Here is an 11,858-nt window from a genome sequence, read left to right as displayed (position 1 = left end):
GGTCGCGGCGGTCGCCGCGTACCAGATCGGCGCGCATTACGCGGCAGCAACGCCCGGCGCGCACGGCTTCGGCCTCGCGATGGCGCTCGTGCCGCCGCTGCTGCTCGCGCTCGGCGCGGCGCTGCGTTCGCCGCGGCGCGCGTGGCTCGTGCCGGCGTGGCTCCTCGCCGCCGTCGCGTTGTGGGCCGCGCGCGCGCCGCTCGCGCGTCATTTCGAGTGGGGGCTGTATGTCGAGCACGCGAGCTTCAACGTCGCGATGGCGCTGCTGTTCGGCCGTACGCTCGCGGCCGGCCAGGTGCCGCTGTGCACGCGCTTCGCGACGATGATCCACGGCACGGTCACGCCGGCCGTCGCGCGCTACACGCGGCGCATCACGCTCGCGTGGACGCTGTTCTTCGTCGCGATCGCCGCCGTGTCGACGCTGCTGTTCGCGACCGTGCCGATCGCCGCGTGGTCGACCTTCGCGAATTACCTGTCGCTGCCGCTGGTCGCCGTGATGTTCGCCGCCGAGCATGCGTGCCGGCGCTTCGCGCTGCCGCACGACGCGCGGCCGAGCATGATCGACGCGGTGCGCGCGTACCGCGCGTCGACGCAGCCGTCACGATGAATTCATGGCCGGCGCGGCGCCGCATCGAGGCCGCGCCGGCAATTGCCTTTCGCTTCAACCGATTTATGCCGACTTATCCGCTGGTATTCCATTCGTCGCCGGACCAGACGATCGCCTGGCGCAACGGCGCGCCCGTCAGCGTGCGCGCGTTCGTCGCCGACGTCGCGCGCGTGGCCGCCGCGCTGCCCGCCGGCGGCCACGTGTTCAACGTGTGCCGCGACCGCTACCGCTTCGCGGTCAGCCTGTGCGCGGCGCTCGTCGCCGGCAAGATCAGCCTGCTGCCGTCGACGCACACGCCGGAGATGGTGCGCCAGCTCGCGTCTTTCGCCCCGGATGCGTTCTGCCTGCACGATGCGGCCGATTGCGCGATCGACCTGCCGCGCTTCGCGTATCCGGACGCCGCGGCCGCCGACCTCGACGACGATACGCGCTGCGTGGTGCCGCGCATCGATGCGTCGCGCATCATGGCGTACGTGTTCACGTCCGGCTCGACCGGCGCGCCGGTGCCGCATCGCAAGACCTGGGGCTTCCTGGTCGGCTGCGTGCGCGCGGCCGCCGACCGGCTCGGCCTGCTCGACGGCCGTGCGGCGACGCTGATCGGCACGGTGCCCGCGCAGCACATGTACGGTTTCGAATCGACGGTGCTGCTCGCGCTGATCGGCGGTCTCGCGTTCAGCAACCGTCAGCCGTTCTACCCGGTCGACATCCGCGACGAGCTCGCCGCGATCCCGCAGCCGCGCGTGCTCGTCACGTCGCCGATCCATCTGCGCGCGCTGCTGTCGGCCGGCCATCCGCTGCCGCCGGCCGCGCTCGTGCTGTCGGCCACCGCGCCGCTGTCGGAAAAGCTCGCGTGCGAAGCCGAGGCGGCGCTCGGCGCGCCGCTCGTCGAGATCTACGGCAGCACCGAGACCGGCCAGATCGCGACGCGCCGTACGTCGCAAGGCGCGGCATGGCGACTGTTCCCCGGCATCCGGCTCGATGCGCGCCACGCACCGGCGCACGACGCCGCCAGCGACGACGGCGGCCCGACCGTGTGGGTGTCGGGCGGACACGTCGAAGCGCCGGTGCCGATGGGCGACGCGCTCGAACTGCTCGGCGACGGCCGGTTCCTGTTGCACGGCCGCAAGGCGGACCTCGTCAACATCGCCGGCAAGCGTACGTCGCTCGCGTATCTGAACCATCAGTTGAACGCGATTCCCGGCGTCGTCGACGGCGTGTTCTTCATGCCGGACGAGGCCGCGCCTGCCGACGCCGATGCAGCGCGCGAACCGGTCACGCGCCTCGTCGCGCTGGTCGTTGCACCGACGCTCGCCGCGGCCGGCCTGCAGCGCGCGCTGCGCGAACGGATCGATCCCGCGTTCCTGCCGCGTCCGCTTGTGTTCGTGGACGCATTGCCGCGCAACGAAACGGGCAAGCTGCCGCGCGACGTGCTCGCCGCGCTCGTCGCACGCCATACGCGTCCGGCCGCGGCCGACGCGCCGCGTGCGTTCGCCAGCGCGCCGCTCGCATTCACGATTCCCGCCGATCACCCTGCACTGCCTGGCCATTTCCCCGGTCATCCGATCGTGCCGGGCGTCGTGTTGCTCGATCATGCGATCGCCGCGCTCGGCGCATCGCTGAATCGCCCGCTCGATACGTGGCGGCTGGCTTCCGCGAAATTCCTGAGCCCGGTCGCGCCCGGCGAAGCGCTCGACCTCGCATTCGATGCGGCGGCCGGCGGCACGATCCGCTTCACGCTGCGCGCCGGCGCGCGCGACGTCGCGACCGGCGTGCTGTCCACGCCGCCCGCCGCGCAGGACGGTGCCCGGCCATGAAGCGCACCGCATGGGCCGAGCGTCAGGAGCGCAGCAACGCGGCGCTGCTGCGCGCGATGACATGGATCTCGCTGCGTTTCGGCCGGCAAGCGTCGCGCCTCGTGCTGCACGCCATCGCAATCTATTTCGTGCTGTTCTCGCCGGCCGCGTGCGCGGCGTCGCGCGACTACCTGCGCCGCGTGCTCGGCCGTCCCGCGCGCTGGCGCGACGTGTACCGGCACGTGTTCACGTTCGCCGCGACGATCCACGACCGCATCTACCTGATGAACGGCCGCTTCGACCTGTTCGACATCCGGCTGCATGGCGCGACGCTGGTCGACGACGCGCTCGCCGGCAGGCGCGGCGCGTTCCTGCTGGGCGCGCACCTCGGCAGTTTCGAAGTCGTGCGCGCGATCGGCCGCACACGTGCGGACCTTCGCGTCGTCGTCACGATGTACGAAGAGAACGCGCGCAAGATCAACGCGACGCTCGCCGCCGTGAATCCGGCCGCGAGGCCGGACGTGATTGCGCTCGGCCGGGTCGACTCGATGCTGAAGGTGCGCGAGCGCCTCGATGCGAACTGCATGGTCGGAATGCTCGCCGACCGCACGCTGCTGGACGACGCGGCCGCGTCGCTGCGGCGACTGCCGCTGCTAGGCGCGCCGGCCGCGTTCCCGCTCGGGCCGTTGTACATGGCCGCGATGCTGCGGCGGCCGGTGCTGTTCATGACGGGCCTCTATCGCGACGGCAACCGCTACGACGTGCACTTCGACACGCTCGCCGATTTCTCCGACGTGGGCCGCGACGCGCGCGCGGCGGCCGTCGACGCGGCGCTCGCGCGCTACGTCGCGCTGCTCGACCATTACTGTCGTGCGGCGCCGTACAACTGGTTCAACTATTTCGATTTCTGGCAGACGGGCGACGCCGCCGCGCGCCGCGACGATGCGCGCGCGTGCGCCGGGCTGTCCGCCACTGAGGATTCCGACGCATGACCGCCGTTCGCCGCTTTCTGCCGCCTGTTCTGCCGCCGTTGCCGCCGTCGCTTCGGCACGCGTTCGCGCCGCGCCCCATCGCGCGCGCGTTCGCCGTGGCGGCCGCCGTCGCGCTCGCGCTGCCCGCCCACGCGGCCGACGCCCGTTCACCATGGACGCTCGACCGGCTGATGTCGACGCTCGCGCAGCACAAGTCCGGACGCGCGACGTTCACCGAGACGAAGACGCTGTCGATCGCGACGCAGCCGGTCGAGTCGTCGGGGGAGCTCGTGTTCGTCGCGCCCGACCATCTCGAGAAACACACACTGAGCCCCAAGCCCGAACATCTGGTCGTCGACGGTGACATGCTCACCGTCGAGCGCAACAACCGCAAGTACACGCTCGCGCTCGCACGGTACCCGGAGCTCGGCGCGTTCATCGACAGCATCCGTGCGACGCTCGCCGGCAACCGCTACGCGCTCGAGCAGATCTACAAGGTCGCGCTCGCCGGACGCGGCGACGACTGGACGCTCACGCTCACGCCGCTCGATTCGCGGATGCTGAAGGTCGTCAGCACGATCACGCTCGACGGCACGCGCGACGTATTGCGCAGCGTCGCGATCCGGCAGGCCGACGGCGACCGTTCGCTGATGCGCCTGCAACCCGTCCCGGCGAACTGATGGACCAGCGCAGCCGGTCGCCCGCCTCCGTCATGCACCGCGTGCCCGCGTGGCGGCAACGCGCCGTGCTCGTGTGGCTGCTCGCGCTCGGCGCGTGCGCGGTCGCGATCGCACGCGCGAATTTCACGGCCGATCTGTCCGCGTTCCTGCCGAGCGCGCCGAGCGCGGAGCAGCGCGTGCTCGTCGATCAACTGCGCGACGGGATCGTGTCCCGGCTGATCCTCGTCGCGATCGACGGCGGCGACGCGGCCACGCGCGCGGCGCTGTCGAAGCGCGTCGCCGGCACGCTGCGCGCCGACCGGCAATTCTCGGCCGTCAACAACGGCGAAGCCGCGAACGACGCGCGCGATCAGCAGTTCGTGTTCGATCATCGCTACTTGCTGAGCCCGGCCGTCACGCCGCAGCGCTTCAGCGCCGCCGGCCTGCACCAGGCGTTGGGCGACAGCCTCGATCTGCTGAGCTCGTCGGCCGGCCTCGTCGCGAAGGCGATGCTGCCGCACGACCCGACCGGCGAAGTGACCGCGCTCGTCGGCCAGCTCGACAGCGGCGCGCAGCCGGCGATGCGCGACGGCGCATGGGCGTCGCGCGACGGCACGCGTGCCGTGCTCGTCGTGCAGACGGCCGCCGCCGGCTCCGACACCGACGCGCAGGCACGCGCGCTCGACGCGGTACGCCGCGCGTTCTCGGCCGCGACGCGGACGCTGCCGAACGCCGCCGCGTACACGCTCGCGATGACGGGCCCCGGCGTGTTCTCGGTCGACACGCGCGACACGATCCGGCACGACGTCGAGCGGCTGTCGACGGCGAGCGTCGTGCTGATCGTCGCGCTGCTGCTGACGCTGTACCGCTCGCCGCGCATGCTCGCGTTGGGGCTGCTGCCGGTGCTCACCGGCATCGCCGCCGGGATCGCGGCCGTCGGCGTCGCGTTCGGCACGGTTCACGGACTCACGCTCGGCTTCGGCACGACGCTGATCGGCGAAGCCGTCGACTATTCGATCTATCTGTTCGTGCAATCCGCGCAGACCGGCTCGCGCGACGCCGGGCGGCGGGCCGACGCGACGCGCGCATGGATCGCCGCGTACTGGCCGACGATCCGGCTCGGCGTACTGACGTCCGTGTGCGGGTTCGCATCGATGCTGTTCTCCGGCTTCACGGGCCTCGTGCAGCTCGGGCTGTATTCGATCGCAGGACTCACGGCCGCCGCGCTCGTCACGCGCTTCGTGCTGCCGCATCTGCGCGGCGAACACGTCGCGATCCGCGACGTGTCGCGCGCCGGCACGGTGCTCGCGCGCGCGGTAGCCGCCGCACCGCGGCTGCGCTGGCCGCTCGCCGTGCTCGTGCTCGCCGCATGCGCGACGCTCGTGCTGCACCGCGACGGCCTGTGGAGCCGCGAACTCGCCGCGCTGAGCCCCGTTCCCGCCCGTGCGCAGGCGCTCGATGCGCGCCTGCGCGCCGACGTCGGCGCACCGGACGTGCGCTACCTCGTCGTGATTTCCGCGCCGACCGAGCAAGCCGCGCTCGAACGCGCGGAGAAGGTCGCCGCGCAATTGCAGCCGCTCGTCGATCGCGGCGCGATCGCGGGCTTCGAAAGCCCCGCACGCTACCTGCCGAGCGACGCCGCGCAACGCGCGCGCCAGGCGAGCTTGCCGGATGCGGACGTGCTCGCCGCGCGGATGCGCGACGCCGTCGCGAATCAGCCGATCGCGGTCAGGCCCGATCTATTCGCGCCGTTCATCGCCGATGTCGACGCCGCGCGCCACGCGCCGCTGCTCACGCGCGCGGACCTGCGCGGCACGTCGATGGCGCTCGCCGTCGATGCGCTGCTGACCGGGCGCGCGGGCCGCTGGAGCGCGATGCTGCCGCTGCGGGCGCCCGATGTCGCACGCACCGCGGCGGCGGCACCGGCGCTCGACGCCGCGCCGATCCGCGCGGCCGTCGCGCGCGCCGGCGTGCCCGACGCGTTGTTCGTCGACATGAAGGCCGAAGCCGATCGGCTGTACGTGGACTACGTGCACGAGGACATCCGGCTGTCGCTCGCCGGTTTCGCGGCGATCGCCGTGCTGCTGCTGATCGCGCTGCGATCGCCGCGCCGCGTCGTGCGCGCGCTCGCGCCGCTCGTCGCGGCCGTGCTGGTGGTGGCAGCCGGCTTCGCGCTCGCCGGCGTGCAGCTGACGATCCTGCATCTCGTCGGGATGCTGCTGATCGTCGCGGTCGGGTCGAACTATGCGCTGTTCTTCTGCAAGCGCGACGATGCGCAACCGGTCACGCCGTACACGCTCGTGTCGCTGCTGATCGCGAACCTCGCGACGGTGGCCGGCTTCGGCCTGCTCGCGCTGTCGCGCGTGCCGCTGCTCGAAACCTTCGGGCTGACCGTCGGCCCCGGCGCGATGCTCGCGCTCGCGTTCGCGGCAATTCTCGCGCCGCGCGCGGCGACAACCCACGACGCTCGCCGCGTCCCGACAGGAGTTCGCACATGAACGCGCCATCGTCCTTTCCGCCGCGGCCGACCGCCGAACCGGCCGGCGACGCGCGCCGCTGGAAGCCGACGCCGCTGATCGCAGGCACAGCCGCGCTGCATGCGGGCGCGCTCGCGGCCGTCGTCGCGCAGCCGGCCGCATGGCCGTGGGCCGCCGGCGGCGTGGTCGCCTCGCATCTCGCGCTGACGGCCGCCGGCCTGTGGCCGCGCAGCGCGCTGCTCGGCCCGAACTGGACGCGCCTGCCGGCCGGTGCCGGCCGCCGCATCGCGCTGACGATCGACGACGGCCCGGACCCCGACGTCACGCCGCGCGTGCTCGACGTGCTCGACCGGTACGATGCGCGCGCGACGTTCTTCTGCATCGGCGATCTCGCGCGCCGCCATCCGCAGTGGATCGAAGCGATCGTCGCGCGCGGGCATGCAATCGAAAACCACAGCCAGCGGCATCGGCATACGTTCTCGCTGTCGGGGCCGGCTGCGCTGCGCCGCGAAATCGCGGCCGCGCAGCAGACGCTGACCGAGCTCGCCGGCACGCGGCCGCGCTTCTTCCGCGCGCCGGCCGGCCTGCGCAATCCGTTCCTCGAACCGGTGCTGTGCGAACTTGGCCTGCAACTCGCGAGCTGGACGCGGCGCGGCTTCGACACGCGCGAGCATCACGCGCAAACCGTCACGCGCCGGCTGCTGAACGGCCTCGCGCCGCGCGACATCCTGCTCGTGCACGATGGCCACGCGGCACGCGATGCACGCGGCGAACCGGTCGTGCTCGACGTGCTGCCTGCGGTCTTGCGCGCGGCCGCCGAAGCGCAATTGCAATGGACCACCCTACGCGCCGCGCTCGCGCCTGCCCCCGTCGAACCGCCCGGCCAGCCGGGCTTTCCAGCCCCCCCGTTTGATAAAATCTGACCGCGCGCGGCGCCCTCGCCCGCCCCGCCGGCGCCCGTTCCGGCCATCGGATGCGACCTTCGTGAAACCTCTCCTGCTCTCGCACTTCACCGCCACCAGCTGCATCGGCCGCGGTCTCGACGCGACCCTCGACGCGCTGCGTCGCGCGCGCGGCGGGCTCACGCCGTGCGACTTCGAACGCGCCGATCTCGACACGTGGATCGGCGCCGTCGATGGCCTCGATGCGCAGCCCGTGCGCGCCGATCTCGCCGACTTCGACTGCCGCAACAACCGCCTCGCGCAGCTCGGCCTCGCGCAAGACGGCTTCGACGCGCGCGTCGCGGCAGCGGTGTCGCGCTACGGCGCCGAGCGCGTCGGCGTGTTCGTCGGCACGAGCACGTCAGGCATCCTCGAGACGGAGCGCGCCTACGAGCAGCGCGATCCGGCAAGCGGTGCGCTACCCGTGGGATTCCGCTATGCGCATACGCACAACCCGTATTCGCCGGCCTCGTTCGTGCGCGCGTATTTCGCGCTGCGCGGGCCGGCGATGGCCGTCTCGTCCGCGTGCTCGTCCGGCGCGAAGGTGTTCGGCTCCGCGCGGCGGATGATCGAAGCGGGGCTGATCGATGCGGCCGTCGTCGGCGGCGTCGATTCGCTGTGCCTGACGACGCTGTACGGCTTCAATTCGCTCGAGCTGCTGTCGCGCCAGCCATGCCGGCCGTTCGACGTCGCGCGCGACGGCATCTCGATCGGCGAGGCGGCGGCGTTCGCATTGCTCGAACGCGCACCCGATGCACCGGCCGCGCTCGATGACGACGCGATCCTGCTGCTCGGCATCGGCGAATCGAGCGATGCGCATCACATGTCGTCGCCGCATCCGGAAGGGCTCGGCGCGCGCATCGCGATCGAGCAGGCGCTCGCATCGGCCGGCCTCGCGGCAACCGACATCGACTATGTGAACCTGCACGGCACCGCGACGCCCAGCAACGATGCCGCGGAAAGCCGCGCGGTGGACGCGCTGCTCGCACGCACGCCGTGCAGTTCGACCAAGGGTGCGACCGGGCATACGCTCGGCGCCGCGGGCGCGCTCGAAGCGGTCGTCGCCGCGCTCGCGCTGCGCGAGCAGTTCGTGCCGGCCGGCGTCAACACGATACGACCCGACCCGGCGCTGGCCGCCGATTACGTGCTCGCGAGCCGCGACGCGCGCGTGCGCGCGGTACTGTCCAATTCGTTCGGCTTCGGCGGCACGAATTGCAGCCTGATCCTCGGTCGCGCCGAGCCCGCGAGCCGCCGGGAGCCGACATGACCGTCACCGCGTTCATCGAAAGCGTCGGCCTCGTCGGGCCCGGCCTGAACGACTGGCCACACACGGCGGACGTGCTCGCCGGCCGCACCGCGTATGCGAGCGCGCGCACGGTGTTGCCTCCGCCGGCCGGCCTGCCGCCGGCGGAACGCCGCCGCACCGGCCCGGTCGTGCGCGTCGCGCTCGCGGTCGGGCTCGAAGCGGTAGCGGCGAGCGGACACGACGCGGCCGCGCTCGCGACCGTGTTCAGCGCGTCGGGCGGCGACGGCCAGAACTGCCACGCGATCTGCGAAACGCTCGCCGGCGACGATCGCCATCTGTCGCCCACGCGCTTTCACAACTCGGTGCACAACGCGCCGGCCGGCTACTGGAGCATCGCGACGCGCGCGATGGCGACGTCGAACGTGCTGTGCGCGCACGACGGAAGCTTCGCCGCGGGGCTGCTCGAGAGCCTGTGCCAGGTTGCGGTCGATCGCGTGCCGAGCCTGCTGATCGCGTACGACACCGACTATCCGGAACCGTTGCGCGCGGTGCGGCCGATCGTCGACGCGTTCGGCGTCGCGCTCGTGCTCGCGCCCAATGCGACCGAACGCACGCTCGCGCGCATCGACGTGCAGCTCACCGGCGCGCCGGCGACGACGCTCGACAATCCCGCGTTAGAAGCGCTGCGCACCGGCAATCCGGCCGCACGCGCGCTGCCGCTGCTCGATGCGCTCGCCGCACGCCGCGCCGCGCGGGTGGTGCTCGACTATCTGCAGGACACGCGCGTGCAGGTCGATATCGCGCTGCCGGATGCCGCCGTGGAGCACGCGCAATGACGACGCTCGACCGCGCATGGATCGCCGCGCACATTCCGCATGCGGGCGCGATGTGCATGCTCGATCGCGTCGACGCATGGGACGCCGTACGGATCCGCTGCAGCGCGACGAGCCACCGCGATCCGCACAACCCGCTGCGCTCGGGCGGCCGGCTCGCGTCGGTCTGCGGAATCGAATACGCGGCGCAGGCGATGGCCGTGCACGGAGCGCTGCTCGGTGCGCAACACGGCCAGACGGACCACGTGCGCCCGCGCGCCGGCTATCTTGCGAGCGTGCGCGGCGTCGACGCATTCGTCGATCGGCTCGATACGTTCGAGCTGCCGCTGACCGTCGACGCCGAACGCATCGGCGGCGACGACCGCTCCGTGCTGTACGCCTTCGCGCTGCGCTGCGGCGAGCGCGTACTGCTCAGCGGCCGCGCCGCGGTGATGCTCGACGCATCGGCGGCCGGCGCATTCGCTCCGCCGCCTGCCGGCCGCGCGCAGCTTCGATGAATCAACCCAGGGAAACCACGCCGTGAAAGCACGTCAGTTCATTTGCACCGCGTTCGTTCTCGCGCTGATCAGCCCGATCGCGCACGCGGACATGTCGGAAGTGAAGCAGGACATCAAGCGCGATTCGAAAGAAGCCGCGCACAAGACCGGCGAGGCCGCGCGCAGCTTCGGTCATGCGACCGCGAGCGCCGCGAAGGCGGTCGGGCACGGCATCGCGCATGCATCGCGCGAGGGCTGGGATGCCACCAAGCGCACGACGAAGCGGATCTTCCACAAGAGCGATGCCGGCGAAGGCGCGCACAAGCGCAGCGATTGAGCGCGAAGATCCCGCGCATCGCTCACGGATGCGCGGGATGCGGCGCGACGCTCGAACACCGCTGCCATCATCGCACGCGGCTGCCGCGCGTCCCACGCGCGGGCCCGCGCGCGAAGCGCTTGCCGTACGCGATGAACCAGCAATCGCGATGATCGAAGTTGCGCAACAACCGCGCGCGGCGCCGCTCGAGCCAGTGAAGCGCGATCGCCATCGTCAGCGCGACGGTCAGCGCCGAGCCGCCGATCGCGAGTCCCATCCAGGTTTCGCCCATGCCTCCTCCGGAATGCGAGGCCGGTGCGGCGTGCGTGCTGCGGTCGCGTAGCCGGAGCGCAGGCTGGACGGCCCGCTGCGTGCGCAGCGAACCCGCGTCGTGCTCCGCCACCGCGCATGCGCGCGGCCCCGGCGCTGGATACAGCGGGAGCACGGCCCGGACGCACGCGAACGCCGCCCGGGCCGTTGCGCGTCAGTGCATGTGCTGGCCGCCGTTGATCGCGATGTTGGAGCCCGTCACGAAACCGGCCTCCTCCGAGCACAGAAACGCGATCAGCGCCGCGACTTCCTCGGGTCGGCCGAGCCGGCCCGCCGGGATCTGCGGCAGGATCTTCGTGTCGAGGATGTCCTGCGGAATCGCCGTCACCATCTTCGTCGCGAGGTAGCCCGGCGACACCGTGTTCACCGTCACGCCCTTGCGCGCGACTTCGAGCGCGAGCGATTTCGTGAAGCCGTGCATGCCGGCCTTCGCGGCCGCGTAGTTGGTCTGGCCGACCGAGCCCTTCGAGCCGTTGACCGACGCGACGTTGACGATCCGCCCCCAGCCGCGCTCGACCATGCCGTCGCAGACCTGCTTCGTCATGTTGAACACGGAGTCGAGGTTGGTGCGGATCACCGCATCCCAGTTGACCTTGTCGAGCTTGCGCAGCGTCATGTCGCGCGTGATGCCCGCGTTGTTCACCAGGATGTCGACCGGGCCGACGTCCCGGACGATCTTCTCGATGCATTGCTGGCAGGAGTCGTAATCGGCCACGTCGACCGGATACGCGTGAAAGTCGCGGCCGGCCGCGTGCATCTCGGTCAGCCAGCGATCGGCGCCGGCATTGTTCGGCGAATACGTGACGACGACCCGGTGGCCAGCATCGTTCAACCGGATGCTGACCGCTTCACCCAGACCGCCCATCCCGCCCGTCACAACTGCAATTCGCTTAGTCATCCTATTATTCACCGACAAATAAATTGATCAATGATGCGAAGCGGCGACATCGCACATGCCGCCGGCCCCGCCGCTGCGATGCGCTGGCGCCCGCTACGCGGCCGCCGCATGCATCGGAACATCACACTCGTCGTTGACTGCCTGTTCAAGCTTGTCCCGCGCCAAGCGGGCTTCGCACGTGTGCGGCGCAGGCCGGCGCCGCACGCGTGCAGATCTTCAGAGGCCGCTCAGTCGCGCTCGACCGCGAGCGCGACGCCCATCCCGCCGCCGATGCACAGCGACGCCAGCCCGCGCTTCGCGTCGCGCTTGGC

12 protein-coding genes are annotated in these 11,858 nt (G+C 71.6%); 10 read left to right on the top strand and 2 right to left on the bottom strand.

The features are described from left to right. From BSE24067_RS31630 to BSE24067_RS31585, 10 genes are all read left to right on the top strand, one after another. The coding region (locus BSE24067_RS31630; protein ID WP_254600369.1) for a COG4648 family protein at positions 1 to 607 on the top strand (607 nt) is incomplete at its 5' end. 65 nt (positions 608 to 672) lie between these two features. Next, complete coding sequence (locus tag BSE24067_RS31625) at positions 673 to 2,421, top strand: AMP-binding protein (RefSeq protein WP_151068666.1); 1,749 nt, start codon at positions 673 to 675, stop codon at positions 2,419 to 2,421. Then, complete coding sequence (locus BSE24067_RS31620) at positions 2,418 to 3,392, top strand: LpxL/LpxP family acyltransferase (RefSeq protein WP_151068665.1); 975 nt, start codon at positions 2,418 to 2,420, stop codon at positions 3,390 to 3,392. Before BSE24067_RS31625 ends, BSE24067_RS31620 begins: the two co-directional genes overlap by 4 nt. Next, on the top strand, positions 3,389 to 4,051 hold the full coding sequence (locus BSE24067_RS31615) for an outer membrane lipoprotein carrier protein LolA (RefSeq protein ID WP_151068664.1): 663 nt from the start codon (positions 3,389 to 3,391) through the stop codon (positions 4,049 to 4,051). The genes BSE24067_RS31620 and BSE24067_RS31615 overlap by 4 nt, the downstream gene beginning before the upstream one ends. Then, positions 4,051 to 6,528, top strand: coding sequence for an MMPL family transporter (locus tag BSE24067_RS31610; protein ID WP_174904984.1), 2,478 nt, complete (start codon positions 4,051 to 4,053; stop codon positions 6,526 to 6,528). Before BSE24067_RS31615 ends, BSE24067_RS31610 begins: the two co-directional genes overlap by 1 nt. Beyond that, positions 6,525 to 7,430 (top strand): polysaccharide deacetylase family protein, encoded by a 906-nt coding sequence (locus BSE24067_RS31605; RefSeq protein ID WP_174904983.1) that lies wholly within the window; start codon positions 6,525 to 6,527, stop codon positions 7,428 to 7,430. Before BSE24067_RS31610 ends, BSE24067_RS31605 begins: the two co-directional genes overlap by 4 nt. 61 nt (positions 7,431 to 7,491) lie before the next feature. Continuing rightward, positions 7,492 to 8,715, top strand: coding sequence for a beta-ketoacyl-[acyl-carrier-protein] synthase family protein (locus BSE24067_RS31600; RefSeq protein WP_151068687.1), 1,224 nt, complete (start codon positions 7,492 to 7,494; stop codon positions 8,713 to 8,715). After that, entirely contained in the window at positions 8,712 to 9,530 is an 819-nt protein-coding gene (locus BSE24067_RS31595) for a beta-ketoacyl synthase chain length factor (RefSeq protein ID WP_151068688.1), read from the top strand. The genes BSE24067_RS31600 and BSE24067_RS31595 overlap by 4 nt, the downstream gene beginning before the upstream one ends. Further along, on the top strand, positions 9,527 to 10,024 hold the full coding sequence (locus BSE24067_RS31590) for a hotdog family protein (RefSeq protein ID WP_151068689.1): 498 nt from the start codon (positions 9,527 to 9,529) through the stop codon (positions 10,022 to 10,024). Before BSE24067_RS31595 ends, BSE24067_RS31590 begins: the two co-directional genes overlap by 4 nt. Positions 10,025 to 10,046: 22 nt before the next feature. Then, complete coding sequence (locus BSE24067_RS31585; protein WP_151068690.1) at positions 10,047 to 10,340, top strand: hypothetical protein; 294 nt, start codon at positions 10,047 to 10,049, stop codon at positions 10,338 to 10,340. A gap of 67 nt (positions 10,341 to 10,407) precedes the next feature. Here the strand turns inward: BSE24067_RS31585 and BSE24067_RS31580 are convergent, their stop codons facing one another. Next, positions 10,408 to 10,611, bottom strand: a complete 204-nt coding sequence (locus BSE24067_RS31580) for a hypothetical protein (RefSeq protein WP_151068691.1) — start codon at positions 10,609 to 10,611, stop codon at positions 10,408 to 10,410. Between the two features lie 192 nt (positions 10,612 to 10,803). Further along, a complete protein-coding gene (gene phbB / locus BSE24067_RS31575) occupies positions 10,804 to 11,547 on the bottom strand; it encodes an acetoacetyl-CoA reductase (RefSeq protein WP_151068692.1) in 744 nt (247 codons plus the stop codon). Between the last annotated feature and the right edge of the window lie 311 nt (positions 11,548 to 11,858).

The organism is Burkholderia latens, from assembly GCF_902499045.1.
GTDB classification, from domain to species: Bacteria; Pseudomonadota; Gammaproteobacteria; order Burkholderiales; family Burkholderiaceae; genus Burkholderia; species Burkholderia latens.
The sequence above is the reverse complement of the archived record's forward strand: the minus strand, read 5'-3'. Positions and strand labels throughout refer to the sequence as shown.